The organism is Mesotoga sp. B105.6.4, assembly GCF_002896535.1.
Taxonomy (GTDB): Bacteria; Thermotogota; Thermotogae; order Petrotogales; family Kosmotogaceae; genus Mesotoga.
Genome location: NZ_JWIM01000071.1, coordinates 13,590 through 33,998 on the forward strand (window position 1 = coordinate 13,590; position 20,409 = coordinate 33,998).

General features: G+C 47.3%; 18 protein-coding genes. 15 read left to right on the top strand and 3 right to left on the bottom strand.

Annotated features, from left to right (window positions below; translation table 11 throughout):
- The first annotated feature begins 35 nt into the window (after positions 1-35).
- The 13 genes from RJ60_RS12725 (at position 36) to RJ60_RS12790 (ending at position 15,505) form a co-directional block, all read left to right on the top strand.
- On the top strand, positions 36-605 hold the full coding sequence (locus RJ60_RS12725) for a phosphatase PAP2 family protein (RefSeq protein WP_102819441.1): 570 nt from the start codon (positions 36-38) through the stop codon (positions 603-605).
- Positions 606-1,029: 424 nt separating this feature from the next.
- The gene (locus RJ60_RS12735; RefSeq protein ID WP_103134944.1) at positions 1,030-2,127 is read left to right on the top strand and encodes a MalY/PatB family protein; all 1,098 of its coding nucleotides are present in this window, start codon (positions 1,030-1,032) and stop codon (positions 2,125-2,127) included.
- Positions 2,128-2,139: 12 nt separating this feature from the next.
- Positions 2,140-3,540 carry a dipeptidase PepV gene (pepV, locus tag RJ60_RS12740; RefSeq protein WP_103134971.1) on the top strand — a complete coding sequence of 467 codons (1,401 nt, stop codon included), beginning with the start codon at positions 2,140-2,142 and terminating at the stop codon, positions 3,538-3,540.
- 322 nt (positions 3,541-3,862) lie between these two features.
- Positions 3,863-3,988 carry a hypothetical protein gene (locus tag RJ60_RS16330; protein ID WP_258006323.1) on the top strand — a complete coding sequence of 42 codons (126 nt, stop codon included), beginning with the start codon at positions 3,863-3,865 and terminating at the stop codon, positions 3,986-3,988.
- A 768-nt stretch (positions 3,989-4,756) separates the two neighbouring features.
- Positions 4,757-6,787 carry a 5'-nucleotidase C-terminal domain-containing protein gene (locus RJ60_RS12750; protein WP_103134946.1) on the top strand — a complete coding sequence of 677 codons (2,031 nt, stop codon included), beginning with the start codon at positions 4,757-4,759 and terminating at the stop codon, positions 6,785-6,787.
- Between the two features lie 327 nt (positions 6,788-7,114).
- Positions 7,115-9,433 (top strand): penicillin acylase family protein, encoded by a 2,319-nt coding sequence (locus RJ60_RS12755; RefSeq protein WP_103134947.1) that lies wholly within the window; start codon positions 7,115-7,117, stop codon positions 9,431-9,433.
- Positions 9,430-10,143: a lipoyl(octanoyl) transferase LipB gene (gene lipB, locus RJ60_RS12760; RefSeq protein ID WP_258006324.1), complete on the top strand. Its 714-nt coding sequence runs from the start codon at positions 9,430-9,432 to the stop codon at positions 10,141-10,143. Before RJ60_RS12755 ends, lipB begins: the two co-directional genes overlap by 4 nt.
- Complete coding sequence (lipA, locus tag RJ60_RS12765; protein WP_103134948.1) at positions 10,118-10,975, top strand: lipoyl synthase; 858 nt, start codon at positions 10,118-10,120, stop codon at positions 10,973-10,975. Before lipB ends, lipA begins: the two co-directional genes overlap by 26 nt.
- A 229-nt stretch (positions 10,976-11,204) precedes the next feature.
- Positions 11,205-11,648 (top strand): nuclear transport factor 2 family protein, encoded by a 444-nt coding sequence (locus tag RJ60_RS12770; RefSeq protein ID WP_103134949.1) that lies wholly within the window; start codon positions 11,205-11,207, stop codon positions 11,646-11,648.
- Between the two features lie 9 nt (positions 11,649-11,657).
- A complete protein-coding gene (locus tag RJ60_RS12775) occupies positions 11,658-12,629 on the top strand; it encodes an SDR family NAD(P)-dependent oxidoreductase (protein WP_103134950.1) in 972 nt (323 codons plus the stop codon).
- Positions 12,616-14,217: an NAD(P)/FAD-dependent oxidoreductase gene (locus RJ60_RS12780; RefSeq protein ID WP_258006325.1), complete on the top strand. Its 1,602-nt coding sequence runs from the start codon at positions 12,616-12,618 to the stop codon at positions 14,215-14,217. The genes RJ60_RS12775 and RJ60_RS12780 overlap by 14 nt, the downstream gene beginning before the upstream one ends.
- A 120-nt stretch (positions 14,218-14,337) precedes the next feature.
- Positions 14,338-14,964: an NUDIX domain-containing protein gene (locus RJ60_RS12785; protein WP_103134951.1), complete on the top strand. Its 627-nt coding sequence runs from the start codon at positions 14,338-14,340 to the stop codon at positions 14,962-14,964.
- Positions 14,957-15,505, top strand: coding sequence for a peptide deformylase (locus RJ60_RS12790; RefSeq protein WP_103134952.1), 549 nt, complete (start codon positions 14,957-14,959; stop codon positions 15,503-15,505). The genes RJ60_RS12785 and RJ60_RS12790 overlap by 8 nt, the downstream gene beginning before the upstream one ends.
- 285 nt (positions 15,506-15,790) lie before the next feature.
- Here the strand turns inward: RJ60_RS12790 and RJ60_RS12795 are convergent, their stop codons facing one another.
- The 3 genes from RJ60_RS12795 to RJ60_RS12805 form a co-directional block, all read right to left on the bottom strand.
- Entirely contained in the window at positions 15,791-16,417 is a 627-nt protein-coding gene (locus RJ60_RS12795) for an SGNH/GDSL hydrolase family protein (protein WP_180979955.1), read from the bottom strand.
- A 192-nt stretch (positions 16,418-16,609) separates the two neighbouring features.
- A complete protein-coding gene (locus RJ60_RS12800) occupies positions 16,610-17,503 on the bottom strand; it encodes a carbohydrate kinase family protein (RefSeq protein ID WP_103134954.1) in 894 nt (297 codons plus the stop codon).
- Positions 17,504-17,784: 281 nt separating this feature from the next.
- Positions 17,785-17,988 carry a hypothetical protein gene (locus tag RJ60_RS12805; RefSeq protein WP_103134955.1) on the bottom strand — a complete coding sequence of 68 codons (204 nt, stop codon included), beginning with the start codon at positions 17,986-17,988 and terminating at the stop codon, positions 17,785-17,787.
- A gap of 204 nt (positions 17,989-18,192) precedes the next feature.
- On the opposite strand from RJ60_RS12805, the gene RJ60_RS12810 reads away from it, so the two are divergent.
- Positions 18,193-19,284, top strand: a complete 1,092-nt coding sequence (locus RJ60_RS12810; protein WP_103134956.1) for a glycerol dehydrogenase — start codon at positions 18,193-18,195, stop codon at positions 19,282-19,284.
- A 504-nt stretch (positions 19,285-19,788) separates the two neighbouring features.
- Positions 19,789-20,319, top strand: coding sequence for a GNAT family N-acetyltransferase (locus RJ60_RS12815; protein WP_180979952.1), 531 nt, complete (start codon positions 19,789-19,791; stop codon positions 20,317-20,319).
- Positions 20,320-20,409: the final 90 nt, after the last annotated feature.

The following is a 20,409-nucleotide window of genomic DNA, read 5'->3' on the forward strand; positions in this document are numbered from 1 at the left end:
GCCGCCTCTTTTGATAGGATTTTGGTGGTGGCTTTATGTGGGATGCGTTGAATGAATTTGAGCTTTCGTTAATGAATTCGCTGAACTCGGCAATATCTGGAGAGGTAATGGATCTGTTCCTTTCATTTATGCTGTTTCTCGAAAGGGGGGCCCTCGTATGGATACTACTGACGGTCCTTCTCCTCTTCGACAAGAGGTTCCGCAGGGCCGGCTACATGACTTCGCTGGGGCTAGCGATAAGTCTGCTTGTTGCCTTCGTTATCCTTAAGCCCGTCTTCGGGAGGTTGAGGCCACTCGAGTTCATCGAGGGGTACGCGATAATCTTTCCGACTCCCGAAACTTACTCATTCCCATCTTCTCCGGTTACTATCTCATTTGCCTACACCGCCGTTCTCTGGAACAACGTCAAGATGCTCAGAGTCCCCCTTGTCCTTCTCTCTGCTTTCATAGCGCTTGCCGAAATATACGTCTATTTCAGTTACTTCTCGGACGTTATCACCGGGATTGTACTCGGAGCGCTATGCGGCATCATTACCGTCCGACTTTTCGAGAAGTATACAATTATCAAACCTGAGAATAACGACAAATCCGGAAACTTGCAGTAGTCACTCCACTCTTTCATCGATGCTTACCATCCGACTATGGCTCTAAATAGGTCAGTGTTGCCTGGAGCTAATCCCATCAGAGTACCGTGAAAGGTAAAAGCACAGGAAACGGCGACAACCTTGCCTCCGTTAACACTGGATGCGGCGACGAGCGGAATCGTGGCTGGCGTCTGTAAAACAGGAACCTGTTCCTCCCCGGCCTGAATATACGTTGTGAAAATCGCCGTCGTTTCTGCCCACATTACAACAGAAGCATTGTCTCCACGGTTAGTTTCGTTGAGTTCATCATCGCGATTTTCTGTGAAAGCGAAGAAGAAATAGAATGAGCGGCGAAGTTGTCTGAGGGTATCATGAGTTTGTTTCCGCCGAGGTTATTGACTGTATCCGTTACAAGCCCCCATACGAAGCCTATGCCGGTGCCGAGATGGACTTCAAGACCGCTCCGGTAATAATCGACGCCCTTGTAAAGCGAGCGAAGATTGGGCTTATGGGATTCACTCTTGCCGATGATAAGTATCTCTCAAGCATACGCTGGTGGATGAAGAACATGCGAGACTGGGAGATAGAGAAAGACTGGATAGTTCCTACCTACGGCACGATTCACTCAGTCGCAACGACAATAAGGGCATTCACAGAAGAGGGAGACGGCGTTATCGTACAGCCTCCTGTCTACAACAGGTATGAACAGGCAGTCAGAAGGACGAATCGAGAGATAGTAAGCAATCCTCTGATCTACAAAGACGGAAAGTACTCGATGGATTTCGACGACCTTGAGAGATGCATGAAGGTTGATAAGAACAGGCTTTTCGTATTGTGCAATCCTCACAACCCCATTGCGAAAGTGTGGCGGCCTTCAGATCTAGAGATAATCTCCTCACTTGCTCAAAGATATAACGTCCTTGTCTTCAGTGACGAGATATTCGGAGAGATAACCTTCAACGGCAATTCGACAATTCCTTACGCTAAGGTCGCTGGAAACGAAAGCCACTCGATAGTTGCGACCTCGCTGGGAAAGGTCTTCAATTTCACGGGCGTTAACAATGCAAATATGATTATCCCCGATTCCGAAACAAGAGATAAGTTCGGGGTTCAGCGGGATGCCGATCATTATGGAAGCATAGATCCTCTGACCCACGCGGCGGTATGTGCCGGATACGGACCGAAAGGCTCTGACTGGGTACGGGAGATGAAGAAATATGTTGCTGAGAACATAAACATGATCAGGGATTTCTTTAGAAGCAACATTCCAGATGTTAGAGTATCCGAAGTAGAGGGGTCCTTCGTGATCTGGATAGATTGGCGCGGCCTTCGGTTAGATGATGACGAACTGCAATCCTTTCTGCTTAATGAGGCATACCTCGACCTAGACCGTGGTATAAACTATGGAATAGGGGGAAAGGGATTCACACGGATGAACGTTGCTGCACCTAGAGGCAAGATAGAGGAATCACTAGGTTACCTTTTCGATGCAGCAGCAAGACGCGGATACGCATTATCTGAGACTTATAACAGGTGGAGGTGAAGATTGATTCTTATGAAGAAACTGATTGAAGACTACTTCGAGCAAAACAAAGGACTCATGATAAGAGACATTATGAGACTGATAAGAATAAAGAGCGACAGGGAAGAAGCGAAAGAGGGTAGACCGTATGGCGATGGGCCGGCGGAAGTACTGGCTGCAGCTCTGGAAATGGCATCTGAAATGGGATTTAGGACCAAGAATTACGACAACTACGTTTGTGCTGTCGATTTCAATGAACTCGAAAACAAGCTGGACATCCTGGCCCATCTCGATGTAGTACCTGGGGGAGACGGCTGGTCGGTTACGGAGCCTTTCGACCCAGTCGTCAAGGACGGAAAGCTTTACGGTCGCGGAACGATCGACGACAAAGGTCCTGCAGTAGCTGCTCTATACGCCATGAAGGCTGTAAGGGATCTTGACATCCCCCTAAAAGCCGGCGTCAGACTTATTTTAGGAACAGATGAGGAGTGTGGATCATCCGACATACGCTACTACTATGGAATCGAAAAGGAGGCTCCTATGACCTTCTCGCCGGATGCGAGTTTCCCGGTTGTGAATATAGAAAAGGGAGGGCTCCAGGGAAAGTTCGAATCCAGGTTTGAAGAGTCAACCGAGACTCCAAGGGTCGTAAGCTTCAAGGCAGGCATCAAGAGCAATGTCGTTCCCGGTGAAGCATCTGCGGTTGTCGAAGGAATCGATCCTGAAGAGATCAGAGATTACTGTGATGCCGTAAGCGAACTGAGTGGCATCTCGTTCAACTTAACCACTGAGGGGGAAAAGACTACAATCACGGCTAAAGGACTTCAAGGTCATGCTTCGACTCCAGATAAGGGGAGAAATGCTTTGACGGGTTTGCTGGAGGTCATCTCAAGACTCCCGGTTTCTCATAGTACCGGCTTTGAACGGCTGAAAGCTCTGAACTCAGTATTTCCTCACGGAGATTGGCTAGGTGAGGCTGCTGGCGTTGCGATGAGCGATGAACTCTCCGGCAAGCTTACAATAAGCCTTAATATGATGGATTACGATGGTTCAAGCCTCAACGGGACGTTCGATTGCAGGGCTCCTTTATGCGCAACGAAAGAGAACCTCCTTGACGTAATTAAGGCAAAACTGGCCGAGTATGGCATAGTTCTGCAAAACGATGATATAAAACCTCCTCACCACGTTCCCGGTGACTCGGAATTCGTCAAGACACTTCTTAGATGTTACGAAAACTACACCGGAAAGAAGGGATACTGCATCTCGATGGGAGGTGGAACGTACGTTCATCGACTGGAAAACGGTGTGGCATTTGGTTGTACTATGCCTGGAAGCGAGAACAATATGCACGGCCCCGATGAATTTGCAGTGATTGAAGATCTGCTGACCAGTGCGAAGATATTCACACAGGCGATACTTGAGCTTTGCGGATGAAGAGCAAAGGATCAGTTCCAAGTTGCAAGTTGTGAGTTGTGAGAACAAAAAACGAGGCTAGAGGTTGGTTGTAGGAAAGAGCGGAATAAGACGCGAGGCTGGCTTCGCTAGGAAGTGAGGCTCGCTGGCGCGAGGAAGTGATGCCCGGAAGGGAATCCGGGGAAGTGATGCTGGCGCTTACGCACCATGAGGCAAAAACCAAAGAAAAAGAGCAAGCAAAGTAAAGTAATCTGATCAGGACGAACTTACTTTGTCGGCTGAAGTGCTCCTGTTCAGGATCTGGTCTTATGGAAAATCGTGGTTGGGGGTCGGAGGTCGGGAATTGGTCAGGAGCAAAGAAAGCGGTTGGCCGTTGAACGGTTCTCCGTCCGACGAGGAAAACATGTTCTTCGTTCCAGAGCGAGGATTTGTTCTTCGCTTTTGGTCAAACCATTCATTCATAGAGTAGAGAGAAGGGGAAAGCAAACAGGCCAAATAAGGATCTGAGATCTTGAAAAGCCCTGAAGAGCACTTTAATCCCCTCTCGAGAGGGGTGTCGACGGCTCCATCGTCGACGGGGTGTGTTGAAACATCAAGAACGGGCCTCATGTTCAGCATGACGGAATTTGAGTTTGTTGTTCTGGAGTTTGCAACAGCCGATTTCGAGCGACCAGCGGGTTCACCGCTTTTAAGCGCACAGCGGCTCTTTCGAAGGACGAGTTCATGATCTGAGGAGAATGACCAGGGACGGCTCTGTCTTCGGCACTACGGAATCTTGGACCAATAACGAAGAACCTGGACTCACAGCATCGGAACAAACAGCCGCTCTTCCAAGAACAGCTTTTAACGCTCTTACCAGACCCTATACCCTATACCCCACCCCCGCTTGGCCCCTTGGCTGTGGCCTCCGCTTATGGAGATTGTGCGGATAGATGAATTCTCATTATTGAAACACCACATGATATTTGCTAGAACACAATCTCAATGCATTAGATACCTGGAATTCCAAGGATTACAGAGGAGATATGGGAGTTTTCGAACAAGTTATGAGTATCGTTATGTAAGGCTGTTATAATCGCTGAAACAGTTACTGATGAATGACTAAACTTGAGCTTGATATATCGTTTCGCGGCATTATACTATTCTTAGGATTGCTTCGCGGTCCGTGGGTGGAATCAATTTTGGAGATTTATGATTTCTTTTATTATTACAGCACCTTACAAAGAGGAGGGATATCATGTTGAGGAGTAAGTTCGTACTGATTGCGCTGATTCTGGTTTGTGTTCTATCCTTTGCAACCTTCAAAGATATCGCGGGCAGTCCGTATTCTGCTGCGATCGAAAAACTTCATGCCTCGGGAATAGTTGAGGCATTTGATGGGTATTTCTATCCAGCTGAGGCTCTTTCAAGAGCTGACGCGGCCGAGTGGATTGTCAAGACATTCAAATTGTCAACGATTCATTCGATGAAGATCGAAGAAGAGGTTGAGAAGAAGTTCGTCTACACCGATCCACTTGGTGTTATTGATGAGGCTTTCGTTGTTCCGTCTGCCAAAGATATCGTCGATATCGAAGGAGAGGAATACATCGAGGGGCTTATAAAGGTCCGTGCGGAAGAGGTGGTCAACGGAGAATATAGGCCGTTTGAACCAATAACCGCAGCTGAATTCGGACTTGCTGTAGCAAAGGTTCTTTTCGGAGTAGATGAGCCTTTAGATTATGAAGCAAAACTTAGAGAGCTAGTTTACGCACCTGCCGAGCTGCTTTCTCTTGACAGACCACTGAGAAGAGAGGAAGCTGCGCAAATCCTTTCCAACTTCGTAGAAAACCCAGACTTCACGATTATCACCATTCTGGCGACCGCAGATATTCATGGTCACATCGAGCCATACTTCCCCAGTGGGGCGAAATATCCCGTCGGAGCGGTTGAGAAAATGGCATACTTTGTCAACACCGAACGCGCAATGCAGCCCAACCTTCTCCTTCTCGACGTAGGAGATGCTCCCTATAACACAAATGTTGCCAATCTTTTCGAAGGTGAACCTGTAATAAAGATAATGAACATGATGGGTTACGATGCGATGGTACTCGGCAACCACGACTTCGATTTCCCATTCAACGTTATGGAAAGAAACAGCCAGCTTGCGAATTTCCCATTCCTTGGCGCCAATACTTTATACCTGGGAGAATCCCCATACTTTCTTGAGCCATACATAATCAAGGAGATTGCGGGTCTCAAGATAGCGATTGTGGGACTTACCGATGACAGTAGCGCCTGGTATACACACCCCAGAAATGTTGCCGGAATAACATTTGAAGAGCAGTATTCGGCCGCGCAGAGAGTCCTGGATGAAGTGTCTCCCCAGGTAGATCTGGTATTCGCCCTTGCACACTTGCACAGTGGAAACAGAGTACTACCGATAAGGGTCTCCGGATACGATCTGGTATTTGAAGGTGGAAGAGACGTTGTCGCTTTCCCGGAGAAGATAAACGGAAGCTGGGTAATCTCTTCAGGTAAACATGCAGAGCTGATCTCAAAGACTAATCTAAATATCTACAGAGGCGAGGTAATCGGAATCAACTTTGCTCACGTCTTCATGAGCCAAAATCTGCCGCAGGATGAGGCCGTGGTTGAAGTGGTAGAGAGTTATGTCTCGCAGCTCGACGATAGGCTCGGTACAGTAATTGGAAGGACCGAAGTCGATCTCGATGGAGAAAGAGGAACTGTGCGCCTCAAAGAATCCAATCTGGCCAACGCTATAGCCGACAGTCTGAGAGAGATGACGGGGACTGATTTCGCAATCCAGAACGGAGGCGGAGTTCGAGCAAGTGTTCCCGCGGGAGATATTACAATAAAGGACGCATATACTGTTCTCCCGTTCGACAATCTCGTAGTTGCCGTAAAGGCTACCGGAAAACAGATATGGGACATCCTTGAACACGGCATTTCGGCCTACCCGGCCGCCGCCGGTCAGTTCTTACAGGTATCGGGGCTTGAATACACATTCGACGCTTCAAAACCACCGTATGAGCGATTGATATCCGTTACATCCAACGGTGTACCTCTCGATCTCGAAAAGACCTATACCCTTACGGCTAACGACTTCCTCACGGGCGGAGGAGACAAGTTCACAATGTTCCTCGAAATGGAGAAGACTATTGTGACAAAGTCTTTCCTGAGAGACGCCTTCGCGGAGTACGTTGAAAGGCATGGAACGATCGCTCCTGTAAATGAGGGAAGAATAGTAATAATTAATCCTGCCAATTGATCTGAATCACTAGATGAAGCGGAGAGGGAAACCTCTCCGCTTATTCTGCCCAACAAAGCCCATATGAACCTATTCCACTGTCGAAGACTTATCACGTAGTCTTTCGCTGTCATAAATCTTTCAGGCAATTCACGGATGAAATGAGTCTTTGAATTCCTCCATCATAATCCTGCAAAGGTCACAGGAAAGGTATGCTAAGTCAACAATGAGATCCCTTTGACTATTTCGACTGCCACAAAAAGAGCGATACTCGCCTCAATTTCATCCAGAGGATGGAGTGCTCTATAATTGGAAGGTCATTCCAGATGATGAATCTAGGGGGTGAACATGAGAAAAGAAACTGGATTTTGGATACTCACAATCTTCATGCTTGCAGCTCTTTTAACTTCCCCTATGACGTTGTTTGCAAGTCAGATAGAGATAATTCGTGATTACTGGGGAGTTGCCCACGTCTATGCAGATACGGATTCGGAGCTCTTTTTTGGAGCAGGTTATGCAACGGCAGAAGACCGAATGTTTCAAATGGAGCTCTCACGCAGAAAAGTCTCGGGAAAGCTGTCAGAGATCTACGGCAAGGACTGGCTAGAGTCGGACAAGCTTATGCGTACGCTCGGGCTTTACAAACACGCGCAAGAGATCGCCAATCATCTGGACGGTGAGACGAAGTCTATACTCGAAGCCTATGCTGAAGGAGTAAACTACTATCTTGAGACTAATCTCGATAACCTGAATCCTGTCTTCGATGAGATTGGAATCGTCCCGGATCCATGGACGGTTGCCGATAGTATTGCTGTGTGGATGCGCCTATCAGAGAGGTTCGATCGGTCGTGGCAAAACGAAGTCACGGCCCTTCGAAACTACGAGCAGCGGTTGCGGAGCGGCGTAACTCAAGACCGGATCGTCATAGACAATTCAGCTGCGATTGTAACTGAATCCGACTTCCTTCGAACCGACCCCGACGCATACCGACGCCTTATGGAAGAAAGACCGGGTGAGTCAAGTGAGCGGTTTGAATGGGACTCATTGAAGGCCAGCCACGCATGGACGGTATCGGGAAGCAAGACTCTCACAGGGAGTCCTCTCCTTGAGAGCGACCCGCAGATTGCCGTTACTCTTCCTTCTCTCTGGTATGAAATACATCTCAGCGGTGGCAACTACAATGTGAGAGGAATCTGCGTTGCAGGTTCGCCGGGCTTTCTCATTGGCTGGAACGAATATCTCGCTTGGGGTGCAACTGCGCTCGGTTCTGACAATGGAGACCTCTTTCAGGAGAGACTAAGTGAAGATAGATCCGAATTTCTCTTCAAAGACGTCTGGTATCCTGTGCAGTCTACCACAGAGGTCATTAACGTTCGTGATGAAGAACCGGTTGAAATCACAGTTAGTAAGACTATTCATGGTCCCCTCGTAGACTCGTTTCTAAAAGGAGCAGGGCGTGCAGAAAACTTCTCACTGAAATACGTTGCTATTGACGAGATGAAGACACCGATAACGGGTATGTTATCCATGATGAGATCAAGGAACTGGGAAGAATTCACCGGCGGATTGAGCGATTACATGTTCCCTGGGATACATGTTGTGTATGCCGACGTGTCGGGAAATATCGGATACCATACGGCTGCGGCAATTCCGATCCGTTCCGGAAGACTTGGCCTTCCCCAGATAGGCTGGACGGGCAACGAGGAATGGACGGGATACTTGCCCTTTGAAGATCTTCCCCATGTTTTGAATCCATCTTTGGGGTTCGTTGCCAGCGCAAATCACCTGCCCGTTGGCGACTGGTATCCGTATTCCCTAACGATAGGCACCGGAGGGACCGGACATAACCCTAGAAGCATGAGACTTTACGAGCTTCTCGATAATCAGAACGAATTCACTTTTGAGAGCTTTTCCGAAATTCATCGAGACAATGTCTCGGCAATTGCCAGGGACTTTCTCAATCTCGCCGGCATTTTGCTTCAAAGGAATCTGTTGTCTCAAAGCTCATCGAGGCTTCTAAACGTTTTCAGTGATTGGGACTATCGCCTGGTTGAGAACAGCAGGGCAGCAGATATTGCTGAGACTCTTGTCCAAACAATGCATCGCAGTTTGAGGGTCGATTCTTCTACTGCCACTCTAGCCTCAAAATACGGCGGAGGCCATGCGGGAAACATTTTCCTCCTTCGTTCCGTCTTGAGCGAAAATGAGATCTACGGCATGTTGACGGACGAGGAGGAACTCGCGGTTTGGGTCAATCAGGTTATTGAGACTGCAACAGCCAACATCCGAGAAGGCACTTCTCAAGTCAGACCACAAGTGATGGTCTATCAGGCTAATCTTGAGGGTTTTCCCTCAATACTTCCGAATGCAAATAGAATCATGCCGTCTCTCACGACAACCTCAGCAAATACCATCTGGTCTCAGCTGGGAAATTCTTATACTCAGGTAGTGGACCTTTCGAACATCGACAACTCTCGAGCGTTTCTGCCGCCCGGGATATCCGAAGATCCGAGAAGTCCTCATTTCTTTGATCAGGTAGCGTTGTGGGTCGCTGGAGAAACCCGCCCCGCTCCCTTAAGTCGAGAAGAAGTCATGAAATATGCGGAATTGGTTAGAACATTACCTTCTTCAGTTACCGAAAAATCAGATAAGGTTGGAGCTGAGTGACCTTGGAAAATCGAATTTGCTATTCAATAAGTCTTAATGGGCTCACAAACTACCTTGACGGGCTAAATATACAGCATAGAGCGCTTGAAAAAGTAATGACGGGAAAAGCGGACTGCATATTGATTCTTCTTGAACACGAACCGGTGCTGACTATAGGTAGGTCGGGAGGAAGAGAGAATCTTCTGGTTGACGAGAGTGAGCTCAAACGCCTGGGGGTCGCGCTCCAAGACACCGACAGGGGAGGTAATATAACCTATCACGGCCCGGGTCAGCTTGTTGCATATCCGATTCTGAATCTTGGAAAATGGAAGAAGAATCTTCCCTGGTACGTGCACTCTCTTGAAGAGGTAGTAATAACGTTGTTGCAAGATTACGGTATAGAAGCAGGAAGAAAACCGGAATACAGGGGCGTATGGGTCAAAGAGGAGAAGATTGCCGCCGTCGGTATAGCGGTAAAAAGATGGTACACAATGCACGGATTTGCTCTGAATGTTCAGGTGAACAAAGATCACTTCAAACTGATAAATCCTTGCGGAATAAAGGACTATGCAGTTGTTTCGATGGATGATTTTATAGTCAGTTTAGACTTCCGTGAGATCATTGAGAGAGTGAAAGAGAAGTTCGCACTTATCTTTGAAAGCAAGCTCGTGGAGATTTCGAGAGAATGGCTGGAGAGTGTTCAAAGTGATAGAGAAACCAAAATGGCTTAAAGAAAAGCTTTGCGCTGACAGAAGTAAACTGAGTGACATAAAAATCATGTTGCGAAGCCTACGACTTCACACCGTTTGCGAAGAAGCGAGGTGTCCCAATGTAGGTGAATGTTTCGCTTCCAGAACCGCAACCTTCATGATACTAGGCAACGTATGCACAAGGCGCTGCCGATTCTGCGCCGTTTCGAAAGGAATACCCGGCTCTCCCAATCCAAAGGAACCTGAGAGCATTGTTCATGCTGCTCAGGTTCTCCAATTGAAACATGCTGTAATCACCTCGGTTACAAGGGACGATTTAGATGATGGAGGTGCTTCTCAGTTTGTCGATGTGGTCCGTGAATTGAGAAAGAACTGTCCTGATACGACAATCGAGCTGCTGATCTCTGATCTGAATGGTAACTGGAAGGCACTAGAAAAAATCGTCAGAGAGCATCCGGACGTGCTGAATCACAACGTGGAAACGGTACCTTCCTTGTACGACAAGGTCAGACCCGGAGCGGCTTATGGCCGCTCAATTGAGCTTCTTAGAAGAGTAAAGGAAATCGATTCTACAATAGTAACCAAGTCTGGAATAATGGTTGGACTGGGCGAAAACGAAGAGGAAGTTAGATCCGTAATAAACGACCTGCTTGAGGCCGGCTGCAGCATGTTGACGATTGGGCAGTACCTTCAGCCCTCTCATGAACACCTACCGGTCGTCGATTACGTTACGCCGGAGAAGTTTGAAAATTTCAAGACCTTCGCTCTGGAAATGGGGTTCTTGTTCGTGGCATCTGGTCCTCTCGTTCGAAGCTCATATCATGCCGCAGTGGGTTTCTCTAGTTTGCGGTAGCGAGACGTTCATCGGACGTATTGTATCGAGAAAACTCCTTCTCTCAAGCTTCCTGTTCACAATTCATTAGGAGGAACGAGAGCTTGCTATTTTGTTATCCTCCAAATATACTTTCTTAAGGGGCGCCGTGATACGATTTTCTTAAGATGTTTTTTGCGAACTAATTGCTGGAAGCACATGCAGGATTTTGGAAGCTTTCTCCTCCTGTCTGCTTTAGGGAGTAGTGATTATGGATACGTTTTGTATAACAAGTGCGGATCAAATAAGAGAATTATGGTCAAAGACCTACAACACCGAAGGGAAACCGGACTGGTCTCACATTCTTCCTTACTATGACGACAAAATTCTCTTTAAGGACACGATCCAGGAAATCCGGGGGATCGAAGAATTCAAGAAAATGACAGAAAGGCTTGCCGAGAGATCTAAAGAGCTGAAGATGGCTGTTCTTAGAGTCATTATGGAAGATAAAGTAGTCTTTGTTGAATGGGAGATGACGATACTCTTCAAGAAGACGAGGACTTCCGTGATTTACGGTGCGAGCCGTCTATCTATTAGTGAAGAGGGAAAGATAATCGAGCAGCGAGATTACTATGACCTTTGGGGTACTATCTTTGACAACATACCTTCATTCAGAAAGCCTTACAGGCGTTTCATGAGAAAGCACTTCGGGTAGTTGCTGCATATGGAGAGAGGCAGGAGCCCCATCCGCAAATACTGGAAACAATACAAATGGTCAAACATTCGCGCGATGATGAAGAACAACAAGTCTGATCCAAAGATTTGCAATGATGATTTCAAGGATCGCCTAATGGTTATTACCGGAGGCACATCGGGTATTGGATACTATACGTGCAGGAAGTATGCCAGCCATGGGGCAAGGATCCTTTCCATAAACCGAAACAAAGAGAAATCGGAAGGCCTGTGCGAAGAGCTCAGACGGGACTTCGGAGTTGAACCTTCATATATGATAGCCGACTTCAGCAGCCTAGAAGACAGCAAGAGGGTTGGGGAAGAGCTATCTAAGATTGAAGATCCCATAGATGTCCTCATACACAATGCCGGAGTCTTCCTTAAGCAAAAAGAACTGACTGTCGATGGCCTTGAAATGACATATGCCGTGAACTATCTCTCTTCTTTCGTTATAAACTACATCTTAAGAGACAAGCTTAAGGCACAGGAGAAGTCGCGGGTATTACTTGTGAATTCAGAAGGTCATCGCTTTGCTGTGTGGGGAATTAAGACAGATGACCTTAACTGGCAGAAGAGACACTACAATGGCCTTAAAGCCTACGGTTCCGCTAAGACCGCCCAACTTCTCAGTATGATAGTATTCAACGAATACTTCAAGGGGAGCGGTGTAACAATCAACGCTATGCACCCCGGTGCAGTTAGAACGGGTACAGGAAAAGAAAACGGGGCATTTTACAAATGGTACAAGAAAAATTTCGTCGACAGATTTTCCCGCTCACCGGAGATTTCAGCTGAATCTCTTTACTATCTGGGTGTTTCACGCGATGTAGAAGGCATAAGTGGAAGATTCTTCAATTTGACTACCGAAGAGATTCCAGCCCCGCCGGCCCTTGATACCGAAACAGCTGAAGAACTCTGGCAGGAAAGCCTGCGGATGGGGGGCCTCAATCATGGAGACCTATGACGTTATAGTCGTTGGCGGAGGAATAGCTGGAATGACCAGCGCCGCATATATTGCAAAAGCAGGGACCAAAGTCCTCCTGCTGGAAAAGAACGAGAAGTGTGGTGGCCTGATCAACTCTTTCTGGAGGGATGGGTTTCAGTTTGACGGAGGAGTCAGAGCACTTGAAAGCGCCGGTATCATTCTGCCGATGCTCAGGGAACTCGGAATAGAAATCGAAATAGTCAAGAGTCCCGTATCGGTGGGAATTGAAGACACTGTCATACGTGTGACCTCAAAGGAGAGCCTTAAGGAGTATTCAGATCTTCTGAGAAAGATGTATCCCGGAAGCGATGAAGAGATCGAGAGAGTGATTTCATTCATAAAGAGGATTATGAAGGACATGGAGATTCTTTATGGAGTCGATAATCCTCTTTTCATGGACTTCAAGAACAACAAATCATATTTTGTGAAAGTATACTTGCCGTGGCTCTTCAAGTTCCTCCTCACCCTCAGAAGAATCGGGAAATTCCAAATACCCGTAGAGGAATTTCTTGAGAAGATTGTTGAAGATAGGTCTTTGAGAGACACAATAGACCAGCATTTCTTCAAGAACACCCCGACTTTTTTCGCCATGAGCTACTTCTACCTTTATCAGGATTACTTCTACCCAAAAGGTGGAGTTGGAACTATCGCCGGACGCGTAAGAGAAAAGATAGTCCAATTTGGCGGGGAAATCGAGACAGGTAGGGAAGTAACAGAGGTCAATGCTGGAAGAAAAGTAATTGTCGATACCGGTGGAAGATCCTACAAATACAGGAAACTAGTTTGGGCTGCCGACCTAAAGAAGCTTTACTCAATTGTGAAAACAGACGGCCTGCCCGAAACCTCAGCAAAGATGGTTAACACATTTAGATCCGAGATATCGAAGAAACACGGTACCGATTCTATTTTCAGCATCTTCATCGCGGTGGATGAACCTCCCGAAAAATTTGAAGCGATAGCCAGCGGTCACTTCTTCTATACTCCTTCGAGGAAAGGATTGGGAGAAATTCATCGCAGCGAAATGAAGGCTCTTCTGGAGAACTGGTCGGAGAGTTCGAAAGAGAAGGTTTTGAGCTGGCTGGACAGATTCTGCGAACTGGGTACCTACGAGATCTCGATCCCCGTTCTCAAAGACAAGAACCTTGCCCCTCAAGGAAAGACCGGCCTGATTGTAAGCACTCTCTTCGAATACGAGATCGTGAAAAGAGCGTATGAATCCGGCTGGTACGAGGAGCTGAAAGAAGAACTCGAGAAGAGAGTAATCGAGGTTCTCTCAAACTCAGTGTACCCGATTCTGAAAGACAGGATTCTCTTTTCATTCTCCAGCAGCCCGCTTTCAATAGAGAGTTATGTCGGCAGCTCAGAGGGATCGATCGTAGGCTGGTCGTTCGAAGAACCGATACCTGTGGTCTCCAGCATGATGAAAGTAAACAGCTCAGTCAAGACGCATATACCGGATGTTCTTCAGGCAGGCCAGTGGACTTACAGTCCTTCTGGCGTACCGATAAGCATACTTACGGGAAAGCTGGCGGCCGATACGATCAAGAAGACTCTGAAGAGCAATTGATATTGCATCTGAAGGATCATCCATAACGATATCAGAAGGGACTTCCTTCTGTGAATCCGTGAAGAATAAATAAGAGAGAAGTGAGTTTATATCTCCAAGAATCAGAGTTTAGGGGTGTTTATGAATCTGGACAGTTATCTTCCCGACGATTCGGAGAAAGGTACAGGACTGATACTCAACTATAAAGGGCAATATCTCTTTCAGGTCTCGGGGAAAAGGCACAGAACAGAACCGGGAGAGAGGTTCTTCGCAGGAATAGGCGGCCATTTTGAAGAAGGCGAGAGCTTCATCCAGGCAGCAAAACGCGAAGCAGTCGAAGAGACTGGAAAGACGGTAGAAATAACCCATTCAGCCCGGACGGATATTGTTCAGTCAAACGGAGGTGTTGTCGACACCATCGAACTTCCATCCCCAGCCCCCAGAATGATCTACAAAATGCTTGATCGACGAAAGAGCTTGCCCGAGAAAGGACCGTACTTCATAGCGTGCTTCAATGCATATTTCACAGATGATGCTCCCTTCGAACTCGACCCCGAGGAGGTGAGCGCATTGATTGCCATACCGGAGGAGTTGCTTTGCGGGAGTCTTGAGCGCAAGATAGGGCTTGAAGACATACTTTCCTCTGGGGGAGTGGTCGTTGCCGGTTTTCTGAAAGCTGGAACCATGCTCTTTCCTCTCGGAACGGCAGTAGCTCTTGCAAATCTCTTGAAAAGAGACAAAGGCCTTTCGGAGGTTGATTATGACTAGTGAAGTATTGCTTCTTGGAAATCCATTGCTACGGGAAAAATCATCTCCCGTCACTGACTTTCGAGGCCAGGAGATGCTAGGGCAGTTCGCTATGCTTAAGCAGGCCCTCCATGAATTCAGAAATGAAAACGGCTTTGGCCGTGGTATCGCAGCCCCGCAAATCGGCATTCTTAAGAGAATGGTTGCGCTCAATCTAGGTCAGGGGAGTTTCATTATTGTGAACCCGCGAATTACCGAGCGCAACAAATCCACATTTACCATGTGGGATGACTGCATGTCCTTTCCACATCTGCTTATTAGGCTCGAGAGAAGTCTTTCGATAGATATCGTGTATGAAGATGAAAGGGGAATCGAACACGAGTGGAAGGGAGTCGATCAGGCAAAATCGGAGCTGCTTCAACATGAGATAGATCACCTTGATGGCATTCTCGCAATAGACCACGCGCTCGACTCAAGAAGCATAATCTACCGTTCAGAATACGAAAGGAACCGCGAGTACTATGACAGTCTTGTGAATTACACCATAGAGCCAACTTTGTGAGATGCTTCCTGAGTTGTCTTCTACTTATTACACCTGCCATTCCAGTCTTTCGGTTCTCAAATGCTCCCAAAATCCAGAAACCGGAATTGAATCCATGGAAATTGCACAACGATTTTCTCTTGGTTTTATCGCTCACAATGCTTGCCCGGATGGGCTTCACAGAGAATGAATTCGCTGATCAACGCGCAGAACCAATTATCTAGTTTGAGAGTGTCAGCCAAGCAATGAGTCTTCTTGAGAAATGAATTCTCAGTAGGCACCTCATCTGCTCATTCTCGACAATTGTTAAATCGCAATACTCATAGCACTGAGCCACTTGAGGGCGATAAGAAAGTGTCCTTCAGGAGTGGGATGGACACCATCTTCTGCCCAGAAACCCTGCTCTCTTCTTGTAGCCGCAGAAGCGAAAATCCCGTCAAGCGGGACGTAAATGGCCTCATATTCCCTCGCAAGTCTTCTGATTATCTGAATCTTCGGTCCAAGGTCTTCTGTCCAGGACTCCATCTCGCCTCTTAACGGGAGAAAGAACGGTTCCATAATTATTGAAGACGCCCCGATAGTGGCAACTGATTCGAGCAGATACCTATAGTCTCTTTCGAAGATGTCTGGTTCGGTCTTGTCATTGCTGTCATAGAACCGCCAGCAGTCATTTACCCCGACCAGCATTGAAATCCAGTCTGGCGATAAATCAATACAGTCGGCTTTCCAGCGTTCTCGAAGATCCTTCACCCTGTCGCCCCCGACACCCCTGTTTAGAAACTCTATTCTTAACCCGGGATATGAGGCTCCGACAAGCCCAGAAATAATAGCGGGGTAACCGTTTCCCAGACCAAAGAAGTCTTCTCTGTCTCTGCCGGCATCTGTTACGCTGTCTCCTTGAAAGAGAACTCTTTGCCCTTCTTTAAGAAGCACTCTTCTCAACCCCTCCATTCAATCCAAATGCAGATTATCTCTCGACCCTCTGGCAAAAGAGAAGCAGGAGAAATGAGCCGTTATGTGGAACCATTCCGATAATAGTAACCCTCCTCTATACTGCGAGCAGAAATGTCGGAGCCGCTTCCTACCGACCGTTGCGTTAACATCGAGCAACATAACTGCTATTCTCTAGATCATGATCTTACTTCTGTATCGCCCCTCTATCCAATCTCTAGCTACTCTGTGCGCAAAATCAATATCTGGCTCACCATTTGACGAATTAGAGTATATGAACCCAGCGTTGAAAGAATCTCCAGCACCTATCGTATCTAAAACATTCTTGGATTCCGCTGTGGGATAGAGTCTTGAATTCTCTCTTCCAATCATAAGAGAACCTTTGGAACCCATCTTGACCATTGCCTGACCTTCATAGTCCTCGAGGTACGTTTCAGTTGCAGCCTCTATCGTTGACTGGTTAGTAGCTTCCATGAGCTCCGCTTCATTGGGCATAAACCAGTCCACCGAATCTAGCAGTCTCTGAATCTGAATTCTGAAAAGACTCCAGCCATCCGGTGGCCATCCGGGATCGAGATAGATTGTGTTTTCTTTTCTGAGAGCTTCCAGCAATGTCTGCAGGTTGCTTTCTCTTAGACCGTTAAGAACATTTATCCCGCAGAACAAAATGTGCGCTCCCTCAACACCAGTGAGTTTGTTTTCAACGAAGTCAACATCTAGATGGTGCATTATCGTCTCGTTACTGATGAAACTCCTCTCGCTGTCTATATGGGTAATCGCAACCGTACATGGTGTTCTGCCCTGGATAAGATCAAACCCTTCTACCGACACTCCCATATCTTTGAATCTCTCCTTGAACGTCTTCCCGAAGAGATCATTTCCCGCTACCGTCACAATATCCACCGGTACTCCGAGATCGGCAAGCACAACAGCCGTGTTTGCCGCCTGGCCGCCAATACGCATTTCGATTGAATCAACGCCGATCTCCGTGCCCCATTCGGGCCAGTCATCCACCGGACCTGCTATTATATCTACATCGATATTCCCAACCACAATTACTCTATCCATTTGATCACTCTCTTCTTCAATCTCTTCAACAGTGTTTTCTCGAAACCTTCACAGATTATAGCATTCGTGGAATGATGGAGAAGTTCCGTCTGGCGATACAACGAACCCCACTCTGAGAACAAGTATTCCATGAGAAAATCTTGGACGTGAGCTCTCGAGTTACAACAGAAAATCGGTCGATAAAAAGAACAGCCTTCAAGGCTGTTCAGATAAGATATAAGACATTTGTTGTAAACTCATCGATAGATTGTCGAGTTAGGGTGTAGCAAGTTGTACATGTGTCAGTCCTTATGACATTCGCTACAGCAGTAAGCACAGCCGTCAACATTCTGGTAAAGGTCGCGAGCCTTCTGAAGCGCTCCAAAGCAGTTCACGAAATCTCCCAGCATAGTCTTCGACTTCACTTCTCTCAGTCTCTCACAGTGTTCGGTATGAATCTCGTGTTCTCCGGCCGGCTTTGCGCTGTCATCTACGTAGTAAATCACTTCACAACACCTCCTTCAAACAATTGCATAGATTGTCTCGGTAGATAGTCCGCACTAAGGACATCCTATTTGAAATTATAGCATCCGGAGCTGCTTACAAGAATATTCAGTGATCAAGGGAAAAAGCGCAGTAAATATTGATCTTTATTTCACAAACTTAGTCGGCTTTTGCGTTATAATTATTTAGGTAAGGAGGTGTTGTCCATGATAAAAGCTACGATCTTCCCTGGGAGATACGTTCAGGGAGCCGATGCGCTGAATTCTCTGGGAAAGGAACTGAAAAGATTCGGTGAAAACGCCTTTATTATAACCGATCCGTTCGTGTACGAGAACATAATTCCTTCTATCAAGGATTCATTGCTTGAAGAAGTCTCTGCCGAGATCATTGAATTCAGCGGAGAGTGTTCCGACGAAGAGATCGATCGGCTTTCCGACAAAGCCACAAGCAAGGCCGACGTGCTTGTCGGAATTGGAGGAGGAAAGACACTGGACACAGCCAAGGCTGTTGCTCACAACCTTAAGATTCCCGTGGCCGTTGTTCCAACCATTGCTTCAACGGATGCGCCTTGCAGCGCGCTATCTGTAATATATACACCTGAAGGAGAGTTCAAGAGATATCTCTTCCTCCCGAAAAACCCCGATCTTGTTCTGGTAGATTCCAAGGTTATCGCTTCCGCACCCGCAAGGTTTCTTGTTTCTGGAATGGGCGATGCTCTTGCAACCTGGTTTGAAGCAAGATCTTGCGAGATCGGAAACGCCAAGAACATGACGGGTAATCCTGGTTCGATGACGGCTTACTCCCTTGCAAGACTTTGCTACGAAACTCTATTGAAGTATGGAGAGCAGGCAAAGAACGCCTGCCAGGCACAGGTGGTAACTTCGGCTCTCGAGAAAGTCATCGAGGCCAATACTCTGCTGAGCGGCCTTGGATTCGAAAGTGGAGGACTTGCCGCGGCTCACGCGATTCACAATGGACTCACCATCTTGCAAGAGACTCACGAGTTCTTCCACGGAGAAAAAGTAGCCTTCGGAACGCTTGCGTCGCTGTTCCTTACTGAAAAGGATCCCGCTGTAATCGATGAAGTGTTCTACTTCTGTGAAACAGTCGGACTTCCAACAACGCTTGAAGGTATCGGGCTGGGGAACGCTACATACGAACAGCTGATGAAAGTCGCGGAGACTTCCTCCGCAGAAGGCGAGACGATTCATAACGAACTGGTTGAGGTGACACCCGAAACAGTATTCTCTGCTCTCAAGGCAGCGGACGCGTATGGGAAGTACCGCTTGCAGGAATAGAGACAAGTTTACATCTCATTAAGCCAAAGTCGCCGGACGATAAATCAGCCCGGCTTTAACTATGAAATAGTAGAATTGACGTTGGAAATTGCTGTGGTGGAGAGGCGAAAATGGAGTACAGAATGCGGAGATATGAGAGTGAAGAGGATTACTGGAAGCTGAGAGAGTTCCTGAGGAAGGTTTTTACGGACAATGGACTGCGCGAGTACTCCTGGCATGTTGCTAGACTCTACTACTGGCGTTGGCATGTGATGAAAAACTGTTTGAAAGTCTATTCACTGAATGAGCATAATATATTCTGGGAAGACGGCAACAAGAAGATTGTAGCGGCCGTCAGCTGCGAGGGGTTCGGCGAGGTCCATTCTCAGGTACATCCGTTTTTGACTGCGAAGAGCTGGAAGAAGAGATGCTTGAAGTCTCGGAGAAGCACCTTTTTAGCGAGAATGACGGAGTCAAGAGGCTCTGGGTGTTCGCCAATTCTCAGGAAGAAGAAGGATAGAGATTTTGAAGAGAAGAGGTTATTCGCGAGGAGATTGGCCAGAACATCAGCATCGACGAGACTTGAAAGGTCAAATTGCAGAGGTCTCGATCTCAAAAGGTTTCGAAATCCGTTCTCTTGGAAATGCAGAAGAACTACCTTCCAGAAGCTGGGCCTCCTGGAGGGCCTTTCATCCTGACGAGCCGGACGAAGATTACGAGGGCTGGGAATGGTATCTCAATATCCAGAAGCAACCCCTGTACAGGAGAGATCTAGATATTGTCGCAGTTGCTCCCGGCGGCGAGATAGCCGGCTTCTGCACGATATGGTATGATGACGTCACCAGAACCGGATATTATGAGCCGGTTGGGGTTGTGCCTGAGTACCACAAGAGAGGTCTGGGAAAGGCAATGTTAACAGAAGGACTCCGGAGGTTAAAGAGAATGGGTGCGGTGAGAGCATTTGTTGGGGGATATTCAGAGGCTGCAAATGCACTTTATGACTCGGCAGTCTCGACGATCTGTGACTTAAACGTACCCTGGTTGAAAGTGTTATAAGACTTCTCCACTGCAATACTCTGTATTTCCTGCCAATATTCTAGAGGACTTTGGAACAGGTAATGTACTTCTTTGCCTACCGTCAGGTCT

Bases quoted from the DNA above. Each gene is read 5' to 3' on its own strand.
- RJ60_RS12725 (WP_102819441.1), top strand. From the start codon at position 36: ATGTGGGATGCGTTGAATGAATTTGAGCTTTCGTTAATGAATTCGCTG.
- RJ60_RS12735 (WP_103134944.1), top strand. From the start codon at position 1,030: ATGGACTTCAAGACCGCTCCGGTAATAATCGACGCCCTTGTAAAGCGA.
- pepV (WP_103134971.1), top strand. From the start codon at position 2,140: ATGAAGAAACTGATTGAAGACTACTTCGAGCAAAACAAAGGACTCATG.
- RJ60_RS12750 (WP_103134946.1), top strand. From the start codon at position 4,757: ATGTTGAGGAGTAAGTTCGTACTGATTGCGCTGATTCTGGTTTGTGTT.
- RJ60_RS12755 (WP_103134947.1), top strand. From the start codon at position 7,115: ATGAGAAAAGAAACTGGATTTTGGATACTCACAATCTTCATGCTTGCA.
- RJ60_RS12770 (WP_103134949.1), top strand. From the start codon at position 11,205: ATGGATACGTTTTGTATAACAAGTGCGGATCAAATAAGAGAATTATGG.
- RJ60_RS12775 (WP_103134950.1), top strand. From the start codon at position 11,658: ATGGAGAGAGGCAGGAGCCCCATCCGCAAATACTGGAAACAATACAAA.
- RJ60_RS12780 (WP_258006325.1), top strand. From the start codon at position 12,616: ATGGAGACCTATGACGTTATAGTCGTTGGCGGAGGAATAGCTGGAATG.
- RJ60_RS12785 (WP_103134951.1), top strand. From the start codon at position 14,338: ATGAATCTGGACAGTTATCTTCCCGACGATTCGGAGAAAGGTACAGGA.
- RJ60_RS12790 (WP_103134952.1), top strand. From the start codon at position 14,957: ATGACTAGTGAAGTATTGCTTCTTGGAAATCCATTGCTACGGGAAAAA.
- RJ60_RS12800 (WP_103134954.1), bottom strand. From the start codon at position 17,503: ATGGATAGAGTAATTGTGGTTGGGAATATCGATGTAGATATAATAGCA.
- RJ60_RS12810 (WP_103134956.1), top strand. From the start codon at position 18,193: ATGATAAAAGCTACGATCTTCCCTGGGAGATACGTTCAGGGAGCCGAT.